Here is a 22,076-nt window from a genome sequence, read left to right on the forward strand (position 1 = left end):
CTCCTATCTTTCCATTTTTTTGATGACCATAAATTGCACAATCGAAACTGCCATGATTACAAAACCTAGTAAAATAGCCATCGCTGAAGAAATTCCTGCAACCGAGGTACTACTACCAAAAGCATTTTCTTGGATGTACATCATCAACACGCGAGTAGAATTGTTGGGTCCGCCACCCGTCAACATTAGTGGCTGACCATAAATATTAAACTGAGCGATGGTCGTCATGACCGTGGTAAAAACAAGCTGGTTGCGAATACTCGGCAAAGAAATACGGAAAAATTTCGTTATACTATTTGCACCATCTAATTCTGCTGCTTCTAACTGCTCTTTAGAGACGCCATTTAATGCAGCAACATAAATAATTAGATTCCCACCTAATGTCCACCAAATCGTCACGATCAAAATAGCGATCCATGCCCATGGTTGCGTGCCTACAAAATTGATGTCGATACCGAATACTTCTTTGATTGGCCCAAAAGATTTGCTCAAAAGGAACCCCCAAATAATCATGACGGCAGAGATTGCAAACAGTGTTGGCAGGTAGAGAATCGATTGAAAAAAACGCATCATTTTTGGTTTAGCAGATAATGCAACCGCTAGTAACAAGGGAATTACAATACATAACGGAACGGAGATTGCCGCAAAAAACAGCGTATTTTTCATTCCATTAAAAAATTGCGTATGATACAACGAGTCTTGATCAAACAAAATCGTTTGAAAATTATCAAACCCGACAAAAATCGGTGTACTGAACAGATCCCATTCAGTAAAAGAAACATAGATCCCAATCACTGCAGGAACTAAAAAGAATAAAAGAAAAAGGAGCATATGCGGACCAATAAAAACGATTGGCCAGCCATTTAACCTTTTTTTCATCAATACCCATCCTTCCTTGTATTTCTAGTGCAGCTCTCAACAAGAAACGACTGTGACAGCCCTTTAAGCCTCCCCATCAGAATTCCTCCCCTATCAAAAAATAGACTGAATTCTTTTTATGGTCGCTCTTCCTTCTGCCACAGCCTCTATGTGAGAAGATTATTTCATCTTTTCTTCTACAACTTTTTGGATCTCACCAAACGTCGTTTGAATATCTGCTTTTCCTGTGATCATGTCCCATGAGCGATTATCATATTCACCAAAGATATACGATAAGCCATCAACTGCGTTAACAGAAATTGCCGCTTGTCCTTTTTCTGTCTTCAATAAGAAGGATTGTGGCATCTCAACATATTCTTCATTGTCTAGCATAGCTAAGGAAGTAGGATTTGCACCTGATTTGACCCACTCTAATTGGTTTGCTTGTAACCAAGTCAGAAAGTCGACCATGCCACTTTTCTTTTCATCGAAACGTTCCTCGTTCGTTTTGAACATTGCAAACTGATCGACGCCTGAACCTTGAATGATATGTTCCGCATCCCATTGAGGAGTAAATGTTTGGCCCCAAGTGAAGTAACTGATTTCTTCCATATTACTTAGCATCCATGTTCCTTCTGGAAGAAAAATCAGCTGCTGGTTTGCAAAAAGTTTATTTGCATCTTCACCATCTGGGACCATGTAGCCGGCATCGTACAGATCCTTAAACTCTTGAACGGCATTGTAAGAATACTCATTATCGATATTGATGTTTCCTTGTGCATCTTGCCATTCCCCACCCATTTGTTGGTAGAGATTCGAATAATTCTGCATGCCCCATGTATAGCCAAAACTATAGATACCATCTGCTTTTGCTTTTTCCCCAGCTTGTCTGATTTCTTCATACGTCACTACGCCATCATCCAACGCTCCTGGAACATATTTATCCACCAAATCTTGGTTGTAATACATCACCCACGAACCCATGGTTGCCGGAATCCCATATTGACTATCATCCACTACACCAGTGTCCCAAGCAGCTTCAACGTAGTTTTCCCGTGCCAATTCTGTCCCATCGATCATGTCATCCCAAGTTTCAAGCATGTCTTGGTGTTTGTAAGTAGGCAAAGCTTCTGAGGCAATCAAAGCCAAATCAGGAACACCTTTCCCCGATTTCCCCGCAGTCGTCAACTTTGAAGTAAAGGTGTCACCTTGCATGCTTACTAACTTCACTTTAAAGTCTGGGTCTGTTTCATTGTATTGATCAATCGTTTTTTTGATTTTTTCACCGTCTGGTCCTGTCGTCGAAGACCAAAGCAAAATTTCTGAATTATTACTTGAGCTACCACTCCCGCCACAAGCAGCTAACAACACTGTACATAATAAGCTTGTCCCTACTAAAACAATAGATTTACTTACTTTCATTTTTTACACTCCTTTTAATTTAACTAAAAAGTAAAATGACATCCAATTATCAATAAACATAATCGTTAGACTATCGTCAAATAATGTTTACACCGTAAAGTTACTATAAATATAAAGCGCTGTCAACATTATTTTAACAAGGAATAACCAAAAATTATATCATTTTACTATTTTGTAAATCCACAAGGTTGTGTTATAATTAAACTATCTTTTCATTAAACATTTTAGTATAACGAGGTGATCGCTATGGAATTGGATTTAACAAACGCATCTTTACCGATCTACGAAGCACTGGCAAATGAAACTCGCTTAGCGATTTTAAGAGAATTAGGCGATAAGAAGAAAAGCATCAGTGAAATTGGACAAAAATTAGCAATCAGCAATGCTTTAATGACCAAACATATCCGTAAACTCGAAGAAGCTCAGTTGATCAAAACCGAAAAAGGATCGGGGCAAGACTGGAAGAAAAAATATTTGTCTCTAAAAACTGATTTCATCAATATCAATTTCCCAGCAAAAGTGTTTCCAGAAATGAATCTAACCTCCCAATCTGTGAAAATCGGCCACTTCACCGATTTTAAAGCTGAGCCTTCTTGTGGAATGGCGACCAAAGACCGCTTGATTGGCGCCTTAGATGATCCAAAATCTTTTCTGGATCAAGAACGTGTTGATGCAAGTATCATCTGGCTAAATAACGGTTTTTTAGAATACAAAATCCCAAATCCTTTGAAAAATGGTGAAAAAATCGAATTACTGGAAATCAGTATGGAGATCGCTTCAGAGTTCCCAATTTCGAATAACTATTGGCCCAGTGATCTTTCCTTTTACTTAAACAATCACTGCATCGGTAGTTACACCGTACCAGGAAACTTTTCGGATGTCAGAGGTTCTCTGACTCCGCAATGGTGGATCGATGAGTTCAGTCAATATGGATTGCTTAAGCATTTACGCATCAATCGCTATGATACTTCCCTCGATGGAGAAAAATTAACAGATCACAACCTGAATGAAATCGACTTAGACCACAGTGACTTTTTCACCTTTAAAATTGCTGCACCTGCAACTGCCGAAAACGCTGGTGGTTTGACCATTTTCGGCGATCGATGGGGAAATTATCCTCAAGATTTATTGTTCAATTTTTACGTATCGGAATGACTGTTGTCGTTCCATTACACAAAAAAAGCACGTAGCGAAGAGAGACCACTCCCTCAGCTAGTGCTTTTTTCTATTCTCTTACGCTGTGGCAAAAATGCGTTCGATCAACTGCATCACTGCTCGGACTTCTTCGTTTTTAACGATAGGTTCGGCACCGTTGCGTACAACGTTGTAAAAATTCTTGTAGAAAGGTTCAAAATCCGCTTCGGCTTTCGGGAAAGGAATCTCTTTGGCTGCCAATTCCGATGGCGGTGCCATCGTTTTCGTCAAGCCAACGCCTGCTTGAACTGGTTTTGGTGCGGCCACGTCTTCGCGACCTGTTGCCTGAACCATTTCACCATTTAGATCCCAATCGGTGATGGTGGCTGTTCCTTCCGTTCCTTTGATGTACCAGCGAGGCAATTGCGTGTAATTGGAGGTTCCAACTTCCACGATTGCTTTGACCCCATTTTCAAAGGTAATCAAAGCGAAGAACCCATCATCGACTTCTTCCCCCAACACAAAGCTAAGATCCACTTTGACGTCTTTCACTGGGCTGTCGATCAGCCATAGCATTTGATCTAGCAAGTGAACGCCCCAGTCTAAGAGCATTCCCCCGCCTTGTTTTTTCACATGACGCCAGTCTCCTGGGATGCCGTTTGCCCCTTGGACCCGTGATTCTAATTGGAACAAATCGCCGATCTGTCCATTACGGTACAGTTCGCGTACAAGTAAAAAATCAGGATCCCAACGGCGGTTTTGGTGAACCATAAAGGTATTGCCGGTTTCTTGGGCAACCGCCACGATCTCATCTAGTTCCGCAGTATTCAGCGCAACAGGCTTCTCGCAAACAACATGTTTGCCTGCTCTCAATGCAGCGATCGATAACTCTTTATGCAAGTCATTAGGTGTGGCGATCAATACTGCTTCGATCGTCTCATCGGCTAAGACTTCATCATAGCTTTTAAAGATCTTATGGCCTTTTTCTTGTGAGATCGCTTGACGTTCTTCATTGATATCGTAAGTTCCTACGATGTGGATTCGTTCGTTTTCATTTGGTAAGATATTGTGGACATGGTACGCACCCATGCCGCCATATCCGATTACTGCAAAATTGATTGCACTCATGTCTGACACTCCTCGGTTTTCTTCTTATGCCCACCACATGGATGAAGCTTCTTCACGGATCATAATCGTCTTCAAGTTGCTGATGGCACGATTCAGTCCTTCATCAATGGACATGATTGGATCTTCATGCTCAATACTCAAGACATAATCATACCCATAAATTCTAAGTGCAGAAATAATATCTGACCAGACTTGTAAGCTGTGGCCGCAACCGACTGAACGGAAGGTCCAAGCTCGGGTTTTGACATTGCTATATGGCTGCATGTCCGTCAAGCCATGCATGTTGATATTGTCTTGGTCCAAATACGTATCTTTGGCATGGAAGTGATGGATCGCATCGGCTTCCCCTAAGATTTTGACCGCTGCCACTGGGTCGATCCCTTGCCACCATAAATGACTTGGATCCAAGTTACAGCCGATGGCTTTACCCGCAGCATCCCGCAGTTTCAACATCGTATAAGGGGTATGTGCCAAAAAGCCGCCATGAAGTTCGATCCCGATTTTAACACCAGCCGCTTCCGCTTCCGTGTTGATGCCTTTCCAATAAGGAATCAGTTTTTGTTCCCATTGATAATTATAATTGTCATCGTATTCCGTCGGCCATGGCAATACTGGCCAGTTGACTTGTGTATCTGTTGCATTTCCGCCTGAAACGCCTGAAAAACCATTCACAACAGGTACATTCATTAAGCTGGCTAATTTGATGGTTTTACGCAAAAGTTCATCGGCTTCTTGCGCTTCTGCTTTTAGTGGAGAGATTGGGTTGTTGTGACAGCTCAAAGCTGAGATTTCCAATCCTTTATCAGCTAATTTTGCCAAGTATTCTTTTCGCTCTGCTTCACTTGCTAGTAAACAGTCAATGTCTAAGTGGGCATTGCCGGGAGAACCACCGGTACCGATCTCAACGGTTTGGAGCCCTTTTTTCGCTACTTCATCGATCATTTCTTCAAAGCTAAGTTGATTGAATAACGGGGTAAAAACACCTAATTTCATTTTCTTTCCTCCTCAATTGCTTGAAAATGCCCATATGTTGGGTAACGATTTTCTGTTGGTGCACACCAGCGAGCCGCATTTTGGATCACTTTTTGCACTTTGGGATTGTAATAGCTTGGGAATGTCTCATGACCAGGCTGGAAATAGAAGATTTTGCCATTCCCACGGCGGAATGTACAGCCGCTGCGGAAAACTTCACCACCAGGGAACCAGCTGACAAAGATCAATTCATCCGGCGCTGGAATATCAAAGTGCTCGCCATACATTTCCTCTTGCTCTAGTTCGATCCATTCGCCGACTCCTTCAGCGATTGGGTGGCTTGGATTAACATTCCAGATCCGCGCATGCTGATCGTCTACCCGCCATTTCAAATCGCACGACGTTCCCATCAACGTTTTAAAGATTTTCGAAAAGTGGCCAGAATGCAAGACGATCAGTCCCATTCCTTCCCATACACGCTGCTGCACACGAGCAACGATAGCATCATCGACTTCTTCATGCGCCATATGGCCCCACCAAACCAACACATCCGTGTCAGCCAATACTTGCTCCGTCAACCCATGTTCTGGTTCATCAAGGGTCGCCGTTCGTACTTGAAAATCATCCTCTGCTAAAAACTTGGCAATTTGACCATGGATTCCTTCTGGATACATTTTTTGGACGGTCTCATTCGTTTTTTCATGACGAAACTCGTTCCATAACGTAACATGGATCATTGGTAGACCTCCTCTACGATGTCTTTTAATTGCAGATAATCAATCCCGCTGGCTTCTAAAGGAGCGAATTTTTGAAACGCTTCCTGCTCGACGATCAGCCATGGTAGTTCTAATGCTTTAGCTGCTTCTACATACGACTTAATTGGTAAAATCCCATTGCCGATCTCGGTGCTTTCCTGCGGCTGCTCTTGCATATCTTTGATATGAACCAAGCCGACCTTCGTTTCGCGTTCCTTTAGCCAAGGTAAAATAGCCACGTTTGCAAAGGCTAACCAGTAAAGGTCGGCTTCCAAACGCAGTTGCGGATTGTCTTTGATCAGTTCATCGATCATGGATTTTCCAGCAACTTCAGTAAATTCATGGGCATGGTTGTGGTAGTAGCAAGTCAGCCCTTCTGCCTGCAATTTTTGGGTGATCTGGGTCAGCTCCGCAGCAAAGGCTTGCCATTTTTCCAAAGAATCAAAGCTGGCATACGGAATCACGATCCGTTGATTGCCAATCGTTTTTTCAAAAGCGACGGTTTCTTCAAAACGATCTTGCAATGCTTCAAACGGGATATGGGAAGCCGCGACCGCCAAATCCAACTGCTCCAGCATTTCTTTGATCTGAACAGCGCTGTGTCCATGATAACCGGCAAATTCAACACCGTCATAGCCGTTTTGTTTTACTGTTTTCAACGCATCAAAAAGATTTGTCTTGCAGTCCTCTTGAATACTCCAAAGCTGTAAAGCGATTTTCGGTTTTGTCATTTGTGCTCGCTCCTTTTCTTCCAGCAGTTCTTATAGGTAGACTGGCTCACCGGTTTGCGATGATTTGTAGATCGCTTCTAGAATCTCCGTCACGACCATTGCTTCTTCAGGTTTGACCACTGGTTCGGTATCGTTGATGATCGCATGGATCCACGATTGTGCTTCTAAAATTTCTGGCGTCTCCCCGTTTCCTTCATAAAAATCAACGCCGCCTGTTTCAAGTTCGATATTTTTTTCATACAGCAAGCTGTGGTCTTCCCCATTGATGGTCAAACCGTTGTTCATATCCGCACCGGCTTTGCTACCCATCAGTGTCGTTTTGGCTTCTTTCACATCCAAGCTGTTGAGCGCCCAGCTGGCTTCTAAGAAAATCGTTGCGCCATCTTCCATGACCACAAAACCAAAGGCCGAATCTTCTACTGAGAATTTCTCTGGGTCCCAAGGGCCCCAAGCATTTGCGGCATTTTTGGTTTGCGACAACTCATGATACGCTTTTCCGACAACAAATTTTGGTTTGTAATTGTTCATCATCCATAAGGTCAGATCCAATGCGTGGGTACCGATATCGATCAAAGGACCGCCGCCTTGCGCCTCTTCATCAAGGAAAACACCCCAAGTTGGCACAGCCCGACGACGGATCGCATGAGCTTTCCCAAAATAAATGTTTCCTAATTGTCCTTCGGCGCACACTTCATGAAGATAACGAGAATCTTTTCTAAAACGGTTTTGGTAGCCGATCGTGAGTTTTTTTCCTGTTCGGTTGGCTGCTTCGATCATTGCTTTGGCTTCTGCCGCTGTTTTTGCCATTGGTTTTTCACACATGACATGACAATCCGCTTCTAGTGCAGCAATCGTCAACTCAGCATGTGAGGCGTTTGGTGTACACACATGGATCACATCTAGATCAGCTTGTGCCAACATTTCTTGATAATCGCTGAATACTTGAGCATCTTCGGTCCCAAATGCTGATTTCGCTTCAACTGCACGTTCAACCAGCAGATCACAAAAGGCAACCATTTCTACTTCCTCTACTTGAGACAAGGCAGGCATGTGCTTGCCGTTTGCGATCCCACCGCACCCAATAATTCCAACTTTAACTGTCATATCTTTCCTCCTGAAAACGCTTATTATTTTCTACCCCCTCATTATAGCGAAACATCGAAAGCAGTTCTTCCCAGTTTCCATTGAAAAAATTCCCGAAAATTATCTTATGAAACTTTAACAAAAAGAACCACTCCACAATTTATGCAAAGCGCTTAAAAAAACACTATCGAGAAAAAAATAGTGCCAGATCAACAAAAAAACAGTCGACAAGCAAAGGCTCATCGGCTGTTTCTATCAATTTTGATTCAATTGTTTCTGGTACTGCAACGGTGATTGACCAACAGCTTCCTTAAAGACATGATGAAATGTTTTGACACTGGCAAAGCCTGCTTTTTCAGCGACTTCCGCCATCGGGATCTTTTCATTTGCCAAGATAAATTTGGCTTGATTGATGCGGTATTCCGTCAAAAACTGCATGAAGGTCTTGCCAGTATTGGTTTTAAAGAAACGCGTGAAATAATGGGGACTAAACCCTACATGTCTTGCGGTGTCCTCCATTGTCAAGACTTCTTGGTAATGGGATTCGATGTACTCAAAGACATCATTCAGACGCTGCAAGGTTTCTTTATATTGTGCGGCCGTTCGTTTTAGTGGATTGACGGCTCGTTTTCGCTTTGGCAAGCTTTGATAGCACTCCCCGATCAACTGGTAAAGCAGCCCGAGAGTCAAATAACGCTTCCCAACAACATTTTCCTCTTCCAACTGATACAACTCGATCAAGAGACCTGTTATTTTTTCCGTAAAACTCGCTGGCCAATTTTTGCTGTGGGGCTCCCCTTCTTCAAAGAGTGTCATCAAGGATACTTCATTTTCTCGCAGCAGCGGCTCTTCAAAAAGCTGCATATCAAATTGATAGACATAGCGTTCACTCTCAGGTGATGCAAGAAAGTAGTGGGGCTGCCCGCTGGAAAAAAGATATAGATCCCCTTCTTTCAACTCAATAATCGTATCGTCAACACCAATATTCACCGTGCCGCGCTTAGCGTAAATGATCTCGATTTCTTTATGGACATGGGGATAAACGATGGTCAAACCATCATTTAGAAACGTTCGAAAACGAAATTCACTTTCAAATTCAGGAATTTCAAGATACATACTCATGGCTGACCGACTCCTTCGCTCTATTCTTATTTATTATAAGCGAAAAATTGCCCAAGAGAAAACCTTTTCTCAGCCAATCATAGTTTCTTCTGCTTTTTTGTGGTATCGTATTCAAGAAAAGGAGTCTTGTTTATGAATTATTATGATCAACATCTGCATACATTTTTGTCTTTTGATTCAGATGAACAGTTTGAGAATTATCTAGCTTACCAGCCTGCCTACTTCGTTGCGACAGATCATTTCGATTTGAAGAACCCCTACTCGGGATTCCGTGATGATATTCCTGACTATGAATTACTAGTAAAAACCCACCAGAAGCTGCAAGAGACCACAGCGACGAAACTCTTAAAAGGCATCGAGATTGGTGTCGTGCCTGGTCAAGAACAAGAAATCTTGCGCTATCTTGAAAGCCATCCTTATGACTTGAAATTGATCAGTATCCATCAAAACGGTACCTTTGATTATATGGACGATGCCGTGTTGACGAAGGACAAATTTGCAGTCGCCAAACAATACTTTGACCAAATGGCCCACGTGTTGGACTCGTTTCCAGACGGGCATATCGTGACCCACTTTGATTATGGCTTGCGTCGTTTCCAATTTACAGCTGAGGAATTGGCCGCCCATTTTGAAACAGAGTTAACGACGATCTTCAAAAAAATCGTTGCCCGTGACTTAGCGATGGAAATCAACGCTAAGAGCTTTGGCCCTTATCAAAATGCCCACCTTTACCAATATGCTATCCCGCTGTATCAAAGTGTCGGGGGTAACTTGTTCACCCTCGGCTCTGATGCCCATAAAGCCAGTGATTATCGGTTAGATTTTGCAGCGATGAGCGATCTGCTGCGTTCCTTTGGTGTCAATCAATTAGCGGTCTTTCAAGGTAGTGAACGGTTTATGGCGGATCTGCCGACAGAATAAGCTTATTCTTTGACTATCATGCAAAAAAATTAAAAATGACCAGCCTATAAAGGATGATTCCAGCTTCATTAGCAATCATCCTTTATAGGCTGGTCATTTTAGACGTGCGTATTATTTAATGGTTTTCAATCCTTGCACATTCAGGTCACGAAAATCAATGATCGTTTGATCCGCTGGCAGATCTTGCGCAGGGAATGCTGGATTTGCAAAACCAATACAGTACATCCCCGCATCTTTGGCAGCTTTACAGCCATTGATCGTATCTTCAATGACGATACATTGCTGAGGGTTCGTGCCCAACAAAGACGCTACTTTCAAGAATACGTCGGGAAAAGGTTTCGAGCGTGCTACCTCTTCACTACTGACGATCTCAGTAAAATAGTTTCGCAACTGCAATTGATCCAGGTTCTCCTCAATCTCTTTTTTGGGAGAAGAGGAAGCAACACCAAGCTGAAAGTTCGCTTCTGCTAACTGCCGAATCAATGTTTGCACATGAGGAATCGCTTTGACGCCATCACGTGTGATCAACGCTTTTCTTCTGAGATTCATTTCTTCAATGTACGCTGAAACAGATTTTTGTAACTGTAATTCTTCCTTCATTTTTTCCCACATAAATTCTGCAGTGGTCCCCATGAACTGATAGTGATACGACTCATCTACAAGGTGTCCTTCACTATGAAGCATCGCTGTTTTTGATTCTAAAAACGTATACTCAGAATCTACGATAACCCCATCCATATCAAAAATTACCGTTGGCATCATTGGCATAACCCCTGAATCGATGGCGACTCAAATGTCTCGACCCAGTCATTGTGAAAGTCCGTTATTGCTTTTTGAATGGAAGGCATGGCTAACCCCTGTCGATAGATGTCTGGATCAGCAGTGAGCGCATGTGCCCCTGCACGAATCGCGCGATTCATTTGCGCAGTGTTCTTAAAGCTTGCAGCAAGGATCTTACTTTGTGCTTGAGTGGTATGAATCGCTTGTGCCAATGATTCAATGACTGTTGGTGCATCAACATTGATATTTTCCATACGGTTATAGTATGGCGCCAAATAATCGACTCCAGCACCAATCGCTAAGAACCCCTGTAATTCGGTATAAATGGCTGTAGCTGTTAAATTGAATTCACGCTCTTTTAATCGTTTGATGGCTTCTAACCCATTTTCATTGACAGGGATTTTGATATAGACGTCGTTTCCCAGCTTATTGATAATCGTTTCTGCATCTAGGATCATCTCATCGACAGTTTCCCCAACCACTTGAACGTGTAAGGACGCTTCTCCGATTCGTTCTTTCACTGCTTGCAAATGAGTAAAAAAGTCGATGTTCCCCGCAGCTTTCAAAATCGTGGGGTTCGAGGTTACTCCTGCCAGCGGGAGTACCTTTTGATAGTGGGTGATTTCCTCAAGATTTACTGTATCCAAAAAGAATTCCATTGTTTACACTCCTTCAATCTTACGTTTTACTAGACAGTTTCCTTACTTAATACTGATTTTTGTTCCTTTTTCAATCACAGGGATCGTTTTTTCTTCTACATAAAGTGTGCCTGGTAATTCAGAGGTCGAACTGCCATCAAATTTAATCGTGATGTGTCCTAACTCTTGCAAATTCCTTGATACCACATCACCTACCGAGGTAATTTGATAGCTTTGATCATCGATCCATAATTTTTGTTCAGATGTAATCGTGCCATTCATTGGCTGTACTTCAATATTGTAACAATAGTCAGCTAATGCTGCCGGTGCATCTTTGCCAAAAAGAATGATCATATTTTCTTCGCGAAATAATTCTGCCTCCACACCGATTGAAAGAACTGTCGTAGTAAAAACTGCCATTTCTGCTTCCTCCTATACTGATTTAACTATAAAGTCCAAAACTTGCAAGCCATGCTACGAAGACCCGTGGTACACCATTTAAGAAACGAGAATAAAGAACAGAAGGTACCCCAACCTCAACCGTTTCCGCTTCTGCCTCTTCTAATCCTAACCCAACTGGAATGAAATCACAGGCATTTTGAGTATTGATCGCAAATAATGCAGGTAGAGCAAGTTGAGGTGGAATCGTTCCTTTACCGATCTCGACCCCAATCAGAGTTCCAATCACTTGACTGATCACTGCCCCTGGTCCAAGTAACGGGGAGAGAAATGGCAAGGAACAAATAAAGCCAATGATCATCAATCCCCAAATATTGCCAGCCAATGGCGCCATTACATTCGCAAAGAAATTTCCAACGCCTGACCCTTGAATGATCCCAATCAACAGGGAAACAAATGCCATGAAGGGAATGACGGTATTGATCATCGTCTGAACCCCATCTCGTGCAGATTGGTTAAAGGTCGCAACGACTTTCCCGGTGCCCATCCCGATCTTGGCAATAAAATTTTGTTGCTCGGCTTTTTGCTCCGTGATTTTTTTCGAAGTATCGTAGGTAAATTCCCGCTTAGGAGCTGTTGCTTCATTGGTGACAGTGATTGCTTCTTGCTCTTCGCTTAATGAAATTTGGTCGACCCCAACCGCCGAAACATAGATCTGTTCATTGATATATTGTGCTAATGGCCCGCTTTTCCCCGTTGCGACGACATTGATCGTCGGAATCCCTTTTTTGGGATAAATACCGCAACGTAGTGTGCCACCACAGTCAATGATTGCCAATGCAATTTCATCATCGGGAATCGATGTTTTAAAGCCATTGACTGCTTCCATTCCCGTTAATTCAACAATTTTATCAACGATTGCAGGTCGCTCACCACCACCAGTAATGTAAATAAATTTATGTCTTTCTTCTGTCGGCGTGATCACTAAGGGACCGCCATAACCACCGCTGCCTTTGACTACTCGTATACTTTTATACGTCATCTTGATTCCTCCTTATTCTGCCACTAGTTTGACGGTTTTACTCAAAGTGATGCCTTGCTGCTTACACACGTAAGCAGTCGTAAAGTCGGTGACCCAACCACCAATAAAGTTCATGATCATACCGACCAACAGATAACGAATCGCCAGCTCCATCGAGTTTAAGCCTAATGTTGTGATTCCTTGGGCAATACCCAACCATACAAAGAGTTCTCCCGGATTGATATGAGGAAATACCCCATTACTGGTGTGACAAAATTGCGCTTGTGAAGCATAATAGCTAGGTTTATAGTATTCAGGTAAAAAGCGAGCCATAGTAAACGACATTGGATTTCCTAACATAAAGGCAGATAGGAAAGGTAAAAGCAAATAGCGAGTAAAAGGATTTTTTGAAGATAAACGTGCCACTTTGGTCACGCGTTCTTCTCCTAAGAAAGCAATCAGCGTATTCATGGCGACCATCAGCATTAGCACCACTGGAACGATACCTGTCATCCATGAGATAAAGGTTTCTGCTCCGGTTTGAAAAAGGCTCATAAAACCTTCAGCAAATTTTGTAATATACTCCATTATTTTGCACTCCTTTTTTCTTTCATGTATATTTTCTCTTTCCATGTTTGTATTTGTATTTTCAACAGTGTTACAGGCGACACTCCTTGACTTTCGGTATAGTTCCCGGCTTCTGTGCGCAAATAGATTTCTCTGGCATTTTCCATCGCTTGAATCGTCAACTTGTTTTCTTTTTGCACATTGGGATGGTACTTATCGATATAATGAATATCTTCTCCTAGATAGACCGGCAGCTCTTTAAACTTCGCCAACACGGTTACCCCTTGCATCTTTCTGGCATCAAGAATGATTCCTGCTGGATCGACCGCAAATAAAACGATCGTTCCTGCTTTTATTTTCCCAGCTCTGCGTCCAATCGCTACCTTGCCTTTTTTGCGCAGTTGCTGATAGTTTTGATTAAAGTGTTTGATCTGTTTTAACCCAAAAAGAATTTGTAACAAATAGGCGCCTAAGGCAAAAATACCAAATAGATAAACAAAACTCATATAATCAACTCCTTCTGATAAAGCCATTCTTTCAATGCCAATAGATTTTCTCGGGCACTGATTTCTTCTCTGAAATCCGCGTTGCCAGCAATCGCAAATAATTCATCATAAATGCGCAACAAGTCTTGTTCGTTTTTCCCTGTCAATTCACTTGGAATACCTAACAAAAAAATCAGTTTGATATTGCCCTCAGGAGTAACCAATTTCCTTTTGAATACACCTATCGACAGAACGATTTTATCTGTTTGATCATTGATCGCATGGGGAAAGCCAATCTCAGAATCAAAAATCGTGGCATGTTTTTCCTCTCTTTGTCTGATTCGTTCCAAAAAGCACTCATCTACTATATGCTCCTTTGTTAATTCGGCGATCATTGACTGGACATTCTCTTGATAGGTCAAGTCAGGATCTAAGTGATTAAAATGTAAGAGGATCGACTGCTTCCCTACTGACTGCAAGCGTTCGGCTTTTTCCCACTCATTGCGCAACCAATGATCGTCAAATAAGTTGGTCAATTTAATGATTGGACTTTTCACTTGCTCTAAATGTTTTAATGGAATCGTCGTAAAAATGGCGAAGTAATCGGTCAGATTTTCCTGCTGATAGGCTTCCTCTGATAAATGGGTGATGCGAATATCATTGCCTAAGACTCGTTCCAATTGACGACGAATGATCATCGCCGTACCTCTGCCACTGTGACAAACTACAGCAATTTGCTTTTTGGCTGGTTCGTTTTGTTGGCTTTTCAAAGCAAGTTCAAAATAAAGTGCTAGATAACTGATTTCGACTGTGGGTATGGTTCGACCAACCACTTCTTCAATCTCTTGTAGACCGACTTTGGCTAATTCATAGGCAAAGGGATATTGTCGCTCGATTTCGCCGTAAAACAAATCGCTTAATTTTGCTTGGACCACGATTCGGTTGATCATATACTTTAAGTGTTCTTTCATTTCTAAAAACAAAACTTTCTCATTGATATCCAAAACGAGCGTGCGATGGATTCGCTTTAGCATCGCTTTAAAGTACTGTTCGACTGCTGTCGGGACAACCGTACGCTCAATTAAGGAATTTGCAGATAAATTTAACGGGAACCAGAGAAAGTCCTGTTCTGTTTGACTTAAAGTCACTCGGTATTTGGTCTCTAGATGATAGATCAACTGCTCGATTTGTTCTTCTTCTTTGATGAAATTTGTATAACAATTCGGTATCGTCTCTAAATAATTCCCTTCAATGATCCTTTTCATGGAAATAGAAATCACTTTATACAGTAAACGACCATAATACTGCGGAATCCCTGAGAGAGAAATGATTTTTTGGATCATTGCTCGTGTATCGTTTTCTAAATGATTTTCATAAAAATAATCTTGTACATAATAGATGTAAAGCAATCGCAGATTAAATTCACTTCCTTTAATCTGAATCCCTCTATTTGGCGTTCCAACTACTTCTGTATCAAAAGGCTTGAGTAGCTTTTTTAGCATCCGAAAATCATTATAGACAGTACTCCTACTGATCCCTAGCGCTTCAGACAGATCGTCAATTAAAATAAATGACTTTTCCTCGATCAATTGTTTTAGGATAAATGCTACCCGCTTACTTGCTGAGTTAAAATCGGTTTCTTTTTTTAACTTTCCAGCCAAAATGAGTTCAAATTCTTCAGCGTCTTCTACCTCAATCGAATAGCTCTTTTTCCTTTGCACGATTTTCGCAATACCAATTAGTTCTTCATTAAGCAGATCAATACTACTCTTTACTGTTTTTGAACTACTGCTCAACTTTTTCTGTAAATCAATGATTGAAATATCCTTATGGGTTATTAACAAGTCTAAGATTTGATACCATCGATTTACGAATGCCATTTTATCCCCCTATTTCTATCCCCTAGTTTTTCCTCCCGCTACATTTGTTGTCACTCCTGTAATATAACTGGATCGATCAGACAGGTAATAGCAGACCAAGTCAGCTACTTCTGACAATTTGCCACTCCGACCTAGAGGAATTGTACTCGTTTTTGTGTATCCTTCTCGCAGTTTTTCAACTGTCGTCCCTCTTGTGTAAGCCAATGCCTCCTCATAGGCAGGCGTTCTCAAACCTGTTTCTTCCATGATGCCGGGTGCAATACCCACCACTCGAACATTTGATTTTCCTAATTCTTTTGCCCATGATCTTGTATAGCTATTGAGTGCCGCTTTGGTAGCAGCATATGCACTTTGCCCTTCAGATCCTTCAAGCCCTGATTCTGATGACATATTGATGATGACTCCAGATTCTTTATTGACCAATTCTCGGGCTACTGTTTGCGTCATTAGGAAAACGCCCTTTTGATTGATTGCACTCATCTTGTCAAAAATAGGATCTGATAATTCATATTTCCCATGAGGATCTTTCTTATCTACTAAAAGACGTGGAATATTGATCCCTGCATTGTTCACTAAACCATCGACAGTTCCAAACCGCTCAACGACTTTTTCTACACCTGACTCCACCTCTTCCCTTACTGAAATATCCGTTTCAACAAACAACAAATTGTCATGTTGTTGGGTAGCTTCTGTAAGGTCAAAATTTGCCACATTCACCCCTTGCTCTAATAAACTTTCAACAATCCTCTTTCCGATACCTGAAGAACCTCCTGTTACGATTACGGTTTTTCCAGCTATATTTAACCAGTCTTTCATACGTCCCCTCCTACAATTTGATTACGCTTTCAGTATAAGCGTTGACCAATAATAATTAAGACAGGATTTTTTCAAAGATCTGGAAAAAAAGTGTACGAATTCACTGAATAATCTTCAGACCGTTTGCCTTATAAAACAATGCAATTTTATTTTGCAACTGAAAGAATTCATGTTGAAGCGACTTCTATTCTATCCTATCTTCTCCTTAGATGGAGCCATCCACTCTTTTTTAAAGGATGGTTTGTGTACTAATTGCTCTCGATTTTTCCACAACAAAGCCACTCCAATAACAAGCAGTCAAAGAAAGAAAAACTCCTACCTTTTTCTTCCACAAAAAAAGCTTAGGAAAATTCCCTAAGCTAATTGAAACGATTGAAATTAGAGTGTATTAAAAAGGCGGAGATTGGTTAGTACGCTCCTTAAGAATGACCCAACTCGTTGACTTTTTCAAATGAAGACTTCGGCGAAAGTCAATCTCAGATATCCGTTTAACCGTCTGGAAGCCAGCATATGTTGACACCTTATTTCCCCAAGTTCAGATATTCCCATTGAAAGAAATCATTCAGTTGTTGCCTGACAAGAAGAAGCTGTTTCCATTAGCACTTCATTCAATGTTTCGATGTTTTTTCTACCGTCTGTTTGCATCCATTGTCTTGCAGCAGCTTCTCCTTTAGTGGCAAATACCTTAACACCATCTGCCCAAGTTGCTCGCCCGCATAATACACCATTGAAGGTTGAACCAGCTGCTTTGGCAAAACGGAGGGTTTCTTGAAAAAGCTCCGCACTGACGCCCCCGCTAAGAAAAATAAATGGACAAGCAGTCATTTGGCTTTGTTCTTTAAAGAATGCTGCAGCCTCTTTTTGTGTATAGACAACTTCATTTCCGAACCCTTCAACAAACTTCATATTGACAGGAACTTCTACTTTCAAAACAGCCACGTTATAGCGCGACTCCGCAAAAACCTTCATCATTTGATTGACTTTATGTGGTTTGATCGTTGCGTATTCTTTCGATGTGTTATCCGAAATGGTCGCATCATAGGAGACTAGCTCTAAGAAAAAGGGCAGCCCTTCCGCCAGACATTCAGAACCGATTCGTTCTATATAAGCTTTCTTTTGATCGTTGATCGCATCGCTTTCGTCTACATCATAGTAGAGTAAAAACTTACAGGCATCTGCTCCTGCCTCTTTGAGCTTCTTGACTGACCAATAATTTAACGAGTCTGGGAGTCTCCCAGGCGTCGTTGCGTCATACCCCGTTTTTTCATAAGCCATCAATAGACCAGTTTGCTGAGCGCGTTCTTTTGCTGCCGGAAGTCCGTATTCTGGATCTAATAAAATAGCCGATGCATAGGGTGTTAGTTCTTCAGAGACGATGGTTTTAAACTGCTCGATCGCTGCATCCGACACTTCTTTTTTATATTGACTTAGCATCCTCTTTAATGCGCCTCTTTGATCGATCGCTAAGGCACTGATGATTCCTTTTGAATTACAAAGTTTTGTTACTGCTATCGGTTGCTTCATTGTCGTAGTCATTTTTTCAATTCCCTTCTAGATACTGATTCATTACTTGTAGTAAAGCTGTTTTAGAAGTAGTTGTTTGGATCGCTTTTTTAAAATCTTCTTTCATCAGCATCCTTGCCACTTGAGATAAAATCGTAAGGTGGGTACTCCCAGCTTCATTCTCTGGTATAAACATAGCGATGATCGTATGGATTTTTTGTCCGTCTAAACTGTCCCAATCGATTGCTTCTCTAAGTTTGATTACACTAATAAATGGTCGTCTAATAACACTGCTCTTCGCATGAGGAATGGCAAAACCATCCATCATGCCTGTAGAGCCTTGTTCTTCTCGAAGGATAAATGCTGCTTCCACTTCTGAAGCATTCGTAGCATCGCCTTGTCTCCGACTTTCTTTTGCTAGAAATGATAAAGTTTCTGCTTTATTCTTTAAGAGGGAATCGATAAAAATATATTCTTCCGTAATCATGCTTTCACGTCCATTCTCTGTTTGGCAACTTTTCTTTTTTGAACCAATCCTAGCAACAAACCACCTGCGATCGATCCTGCCAAAATCGCACTTACCCATAAAAGACCATGAGTAACAACGGGTAATACCAGGAAGCCACCATGAGGTGCAGGCACTTGCACTTTGAAGAGATAGGTCAGTACAGCAGCAATCGAAGAACCAAGCATCATGATCGGTAACACTCTCAGCGGGTCTTTCGCCGCAAAAGGAATCGCTCCTTCTGTAATATGTGTTGAGCCTAAGATAAAATTGACTAATCCAGCATTTTTTTCATTTGCATCAAAATACTTCCCAAAGAATAAAACGGCAAAACCTGTAATCAATGGTGGGGCAATGCATGCTGCCGAAACTCCTGCCATGAAACTAGTATTTCCTTGTGCCAATAAAGCAGTACCTGTTACATAAGCTGCTTTATTGATTGGTCCTCCCATATCGAATGCACACATACAGCCAACAATAATTCCTAATACAAAGGGACTAGAGTTTTCGAAACCAGCTAAGAAGGACATCATTGCTTCGTTGATTGTTGCCATCGGTCCTGACACAAAGTCCATAATCAGTCCTGTAATCAAGACTCCTAAAACAGGATAAAGAAAAATTGCTTTCAAACCATCTAATGATTTAGGTAAAAGAATCAATGCCTTCATCAGACCTAGCACGACATAACCGGCTAAGAAACCTGAAACGATCCCACCTAAGAAACCAGTGCCGCCGTCTGCCGCGATCAAGCCCCCAACAAACCCAACCACTAGTCCTGGTCGTTTCGCGATGCTCTCCGCAATAAATGCTGATAGGATCGGGACCATCATACTCATAGCAAAACCACCGATTCCATTGAGTCGGGCAGCAAATTCGTTGTACTGAGTGTTAGTTGGATCAGCCGAATAAATCCCCCAAAGAAATGAAATAGCAATCAAGACTCCCCCACTGACCACAAACGGCAACATATGAGAGACACCATTCATTAAGTTTTTGTAGATCGTATGTCCAATCCCACTGACGGCTACTTCTTCTTTATCGGTCGGAACAGATTGCTTCGACTGTTTGATTTTCCCTGCACCCTCTAAGGCATCAGCGATCAATTGATCCGCATTGCGAATGCCCGAAGCTACCGGGACATCAATGATTTTTTTTCCTGCAAAACGTTCGGCTTGAACATCTTTATCAGCCGCGATAATGACTGCGTCGGCAGCTTCGATCTCTTTAGCAGTCAATGCATTTTCGATCCCAATCTGTCCATGAGTCTCTACTTTGATCGAAATGCCTCGCTTCTTAGCGGCTTGCTCTAATGCTTCTTGTGCCATATACGTATGCGCGATCCCCGTCGGACATCCCGTCGCAGCTACTATCTGAAATTTTGTCATTTATGGACTTCCTTTCTATGAACATGTATTTGCGCTTCCAATTCAGGGATATCTAAAAAGTCAGTCAATCCCTTTTTAAAAGCAGTTGAACTTCCCGCTGCAATACTTCTTTTCAATGTATGAGAAACCTTCTCCTTGCGAACCATCCCAGCAATAAAGGTCCCTAATAAGCTGTCTCCCGCACAGGCTGTATTTACCACTTTGCCTTTTGGAGCATTAGCGATCAGACAAGTTGCTTCATTTAAAAAAATCCCCCCTTCACTTCCTAAAGACAGCAACACATTTTGCGCTCCTTCTGCAATTAACATTTGACCGTATTTCTGATAATCTTCGGGTGCGATCGTGGCGACATCAAATAGTGTCGCTAACTCTTCTTCATTTGGTTTGATTAAGTAAGGACGATACTGCAAACATTCCCGAACTTCCTTATAACTACTATCAATAATCAGCTTGACTTCTCGTTCCTGACAGATTTTACTGATCTCAATCAAAACCGTCGGCTGAACACCTTTTGGCAAACTCCCAGAAACACAGAGAAAATCACCTGGAACAAGAGTCTTGATTTTTGCTAACAATCGTTCCACATTTTCTGGACTGATCGCTGGTCCTTGATTGACCAATTTATATTCTTTGTTTTCTTCGTTGACTTGTGTAAAGACATTGATCCTTGTCATTCCATTAACCGCTACAAAATCGTTCTTGATGTGCTTTTCGCTTAAAAAATCTTCAATATATTTTCCTGTAAAGCCACCACTAAATCCTAAAGCAGTGCTGGTAATACCTAGCATTTTCAAAATAAGAGAAACGTTCACCCCTTTGCCATTGGCTTGGATATCATCATCTAGTGTACGATTGACAACTTGAGGCAAAAGCTGTTCTGTTTCAATAAATAAGTCAATCGCTAAATTCATCGTGCATGTGTAAATCGTTCCCATAATTGTTCCTCCTTGCTGTACCTTAAGTATGCACTGTTTCTGAATGTACATGTTTTCTAAAACGATCCATTCTGTTGAAAACATTTTCAATCTTGTTTGATTCCATTTGATTTTCAGATACAATCACACTAAAATAGCGATAAGAGGTGGCAAGATGGACAACAAATTAAGTGAAGCAGAACTATTTTTATGGAATTACATTACGCAAAACCTTTCAGAAATTCCGAGCCTTTCGATTATCAAACTAAGTGAACTGGCAAATGTTTCAACGACAACGATCGTCCGAACCATGAAGAAAAAGGGCTATGAGGGCTACACCTCTTTTAAACATCATTTAAAAGAGCAATCGAATATGACCTTGAATTTTTCAAACGTGGAGATGGTGGATGAAGAGATCCGTCGCTCCATTATTAAAAATGAACAAGAAGTCATTCGTACCTTAAATATGCTGGATACGGGCACTATTGAAGATGCAATCCAAAAAATATACAACGCGAAACGAATCGTTATTTTTGCACGGGGCTTTTCAGAATTGATTGGGGAAGAAATGAAGACAAAATTTCAACTGGTGGATAAATATTGTGAGTTGTACACTGATCCCAATATTATCACTACGATCAGTAAGCGTTTACGCAAAGAAGATACCGTGATTTTTGTTTCATTAAATGGGGAAACCGAAGAATTAGTCATCGCGGCTCAAAATTGTTACGACAAAGAAATCGGATCGCTTTTGATCACCGCCTCAAAAGAAAGCCGCTTGCTGGAATTAGTCGAGCTTTCTTTGATTGGCTTCAAATCAGAAATTTCCTTTTTCCCTGATTATGAAGTCCGCTCACGACTGCCCTTATCGGTCATTGCTCGAATATTGTTGGATTCTTATGCGATTCGCATCAAGAAAAAATAAGCAGACTCACTCGAAATCAATAAAAAAAGTCTTTTCGCCCTCATAGTGTTTCTGCTATGAGCGAGCGAAAAGACTTTTTTGCTGAATGATTTGGATGCAGTCTCTTAAAATCGCTACTGACTGCTAGCGATT

The 22,076-nt window shown here is 41.5% G+C and carries 23 protein-coding genes; 3 read left to right on the plus strand and 20 right to left on the minus strand.

The genetic code is table 11. The features are described 5' to 3' along the window. Window positions 1-3: 3 nt before the first annotated feature. Window positions 4-879 (minus strand): carbohydrate ABC transporter permease, encoded by an 876-nt coding sequence (locus tag ACIPK1_RS03025; RefSeq protein ID WP_016612866.1) that lies wholly within the window; start codon window positions 877-879, stop codon window positions 4-6. Window positions 880-1,038: 159 nt separating this feature from the next. Continuing rightward, window positions 1,039-2,280 carry an extracellular solute-binding protein gene (locus tag ACIPK1_RS03030; protein ID WP_301388807.1) on the minus strand — a complete coding sequence of 414 codons (1,242 nt, stop codon included), beginning with the start codon at window positions 2,278-2,280 and terminating at the stop codon, window positions 1,039-1,041. A 246-nt stretch (window positions 2,281-2,526) separates the two neighbouring features. Between ACIPK1_RS03030 and ACIPK1_RS03035 the strand changes: the two genes are divergently transcribed. Beyond that, a complete protein-coding gene (locus ACIPK1_RS03035) occupies window positions 2,527-3,435 on the plus strand; it encodes a transcriptional regulator (RefSeq protein WP_008380365.1) in 909 nt (302 codons plus the stop codon). Between the two features lie 78 nt (window positions 3,436-3,513). On the opposite strand, the gene ACIPK1_RS03040 is transcribed toward ACIPK1_RS03035, so the two are convergent. The 6 genes from ACIPK1_RS03040 to ACIPK1_RS03065 all read right to left on the minus strand — a co-directional run bounded on the left by ACIPK1_RS03040 (window position 3,514) and on the right by ACIPK1_RS03065 (window position 9,205). Further along, window positions 3,514-4,542 carry a Gfo/Idh/MocA family protein gene (locus tag ACIPK1_RS03040; protein ID WP_244732441.1) on the minus strand — a complete coding sequence of 343 codons (1,029 nt, stop codon included), beginning with the start codon at window positions 4,540-4,542 and terminating at the stop codon, window positions 3,514-3,516. A 24-nt stretch (window positions 4,543-4,566) separates the two neighbouring features. Then, window positions 4,567-5,535 carry a sugar phosphate isomerase/epimerase gene (locus ACIPK1_RS03045; RefSeq protein ID WP_101699350.1) on the minus strand — a complete coding sequence of 323 codons (969 nt, stop codon included), beginning with the start codon at window positions 5,533-5,535 and terminating at the stop codon, window positions 4,567-4,569. Beyond that, complete coding sequence (locus tag ACIPK1_RS03050; protein ID WP_142437711.1) at window positions 5,532-6,251, minus strand: ThuA domain-containing protein; 720 nt, start codon at window positions 6,249-6,251, stop codon at window positions 5,532-5,534. The genes ACIPK1_RS03045 and ACIPK1_RS03050 overlap by 4 nt, the downstream gene beginning before the upstream one ends. Continuing rightward, window positions 6,248-7,000, minus strand: coding sequence for a sugar phosphate isomerase/epimerase (locus ACIPK1_RS03055; protein ID WP_196043764.1), 753 nt, complete (start codon window positions 6,998-7,000; stop codon window positions 6,248-6,250). Before ACIPK1_RS03055 ends, ACIPK1_RS03050 begins: the two co-directional genes overlap by 4 nt. Before the next feature lie 30 nt (window positions 7,001-7,030). Next, the gene (locus tag ACIPK1_RS03060) at window positions 7,031-8,104 is read right to left on the minus strand and encodes a Gfo/Idh/MocA family protein (protein ID WP_005228203.1); all 1,074 of its coding nucleotides are present in this window, start codon (window positions 8,102-8,104) and stop codon (window positions 7,031-7,033) included. 234 nt (window positions 8,105-8,338) lie between these two features. Beyond that, entirely contained in the window at window positions 8,339-9,205 is an 867-nt protein-coding gene (locus tag ACIPK1_RS03065) for an AraC family transcriptional regulator (protein ID WP_301389587.1), read from the minus strand. 132 nt (window positions 9,206-9,337) lie between these two features. On the opposite strand from ACIPK1_RS03065, the gene ACIPK1_RS03070 reads away from it, so the two are divergent. Beyond that, window positions 9,338-10,126 (plus strand): PHP domain-containing protein, encoded by a 789-nt coding sequence (locus ACIPK1_RS03070; protein WP_008380351.1) that lies wholly within the window; start codon window positions 9,338-9,340, stop codon window positions 10,124-10,126. 111 nt (window positions 10,127-10,237) lie between these two features. Here the strand turns inward: ACIPK1_RS03070 and ACIPK1_RS03075 are convergent, their stop codons facing one another. The 12 genes from ACIPK1_RS03075 to pfkB form a co-directional block, all read right to left on the minus strand. After that, complete coding sequence (locus ACIPK1_RS03075) at window positions 10,238-10,888, minus strand: HAD family phosphatase (protein WP_144330891.1); 651 nt, start codon at window positions 10,886-10,888, stop codon at window positions 10,238-10,240. After that, window positions 10,885-11,565 (minus strand): fructose-6-phosphate aldolase, encoded by a 681-nt coding sequence (locus ACIPK1_RS03080; RefSeq protein ID WP_008380347.1) that lies wholly within the window; start codon window positions 11,563-11,565, stop codon window positions 10,885-10,887. Before ACIPK1_RS03080 ends, ACIPK1_RS03075 begins: the two co-directional genes overlap by 4 nt. 42 nt (window positions 11,566-11,607) lie before the next feature. After that, complete coding sequence (locus tag ACIPK1_RS03085) at window positions 11,608-11,964, minus strand: PTS glucitol/sorbitol transporter subunit IIA (protein ID WP_016621850.1); 357 nt, start codon at window positions 11,962-11,964, stop codon at window positions 11,608-11,610. A 22-nt stretch (window positions 11,965-11,986) separates the two neighbouring features. After that, window positions 11,987-12,985 carry a PTS glucitol/sorbitol transporter subunit IIB gene (locus ACIPK1_RS03090; protein WP_301389586.1) on the minus strand — a complete coding sequence of 333 codons (999 nt, stop codon included), beginning with the start codon at window positions 12,983-12,985 and terminating at the stop codon, window positions 11,987-11,989. Between the two features lie 12 nt (window positions 12,986-12,997). Continuing rightward, entirely contained in the window at window positions 12,998-13,552 is a 555-nt protein-coding gene (locus ACIPK1_RS03095) for a PTS glucitol/sorbitol transporter subunit IIC (protein WP_008380340.1), read from the minus strand. After that, window positions 13,552-14,037, minus strand: coding sequence for a transcriptional regulator GutM (locus ACIPK1_RS03100; RefSeq protein ID WP_008380338.1), 486 nt, complete (start codon window positions 14,035-14,037; stop codon window positions 13,552-13,554). The genes ACIPK1_RS03095 and ACIPK1_RS03100 overlap by 1 nt, the downstream gene beginning before the upstream one ends. Then, complete coding sequence (locus ACIPK1_RS03105; protein WP_301389585.1) at window positions 14,034-15,896, minus strand: HTH domain-containing protein; 1,863 nt, start codon at window positions 15,894-15,896, stop codon at window positions 14,034-14,036. Before ACIPK1_RS03105 ends, ACIPK1_RS03100 begins: the two co-directional genes overlap by 4 nt. A 15-nt stretch (window positions 15,897-15,911) precedes the next feature. Beyond that, a complete protein-coding gene (locus tag ACIPK1_RS03110) occupies window positions 15,912-16,712 on the minus strand; it encodes an SDR family oxidoreductase (RefSeq protein WP_194188201.1) in 801 nt (266 codons plus the stop codon). Between the two features lie 558 nt (window positions 16,713-17,270). Further along, window positions 17,271-18,248: a tagatose-bisphosphate aldolase gene (gene lacD / locus ACIPK1_RS03115; protein ID WP_008380331.1), complete on the minus strand. Its 978-nt coding sequence runs from the start codon at window positions 18,246-18,248 to the stop codon at window positions 17,271-17,273. 4 nt (window positions 18,249-18,252) lie between these two features. Further along, window positions 18,253-18,702, minus strand: a complete 450-nt coding sequence (locus ACIPK1_RS03120; protein ID WP_301389584.1) for a PTS sugar transporter subunit IIA — start codon at window positions 18,700-18,702, stop codon at window positions 18,253-18,255. Beyond that, entirely contained in the window at window positions 18,699-20,105 is a 1,407-nt protein-coding gene (locus ACIPK1_RS03125; protein WP_400449887.1) for a PTS fructose transporter subunit IIC, read from the minus strand. The genes ACIPK1_RS03120 and ACIPK1_RS03125 overlap by 4 nt, the downstream gene beginning before the upstream one ends. Further along, window positions 20,102-21,040, minus strand: a complete 939-nt coding sequence (pfkB, locus tag ACIPK1_RS03130; RefSeq protein WP_400449889.1) for a 1-phosphofructokinase — start codon at window positions 21,038-21,040, stop codon at window positions 20,102-20,104. The genes ACIPK1_RS03125 and pfkB overlap by 4 nt, the downstream gene beginning before the upstream one ends. Before the next feature lie 154 nt (window positions 21,041-21,194). Here pfkB and ACIPK1_RS03135 point away from each other — a divergent pair, with 154 nt between their 5' ends. After that, the gene (locus tag ACIPK1_RS03135; RefSeq protein ID WP_008380325.1) at window positions 21,195-21,944 is read left to right on the plus strand and encodes a MurR/RpiR family transcriptional regulator; all 750 of its coding nucleotides are present in this window, start codon (window positions 21,195-21,197) and stop codon (window positions 21,942-21,944) included. The last annotated feature ends 132 nt before the right edge of the window (window positions 21,945-22,076 follow it).

It is taken from the genome of Enterococcus sp. NPDC086594 (assembly GCF_044746145.1).
GTDB lineage: Bacteria > Bacillota > Bacilli > Lactobacillales > Enterococcaceae > Enterococcus_D > Enterococcus_D entomosocium.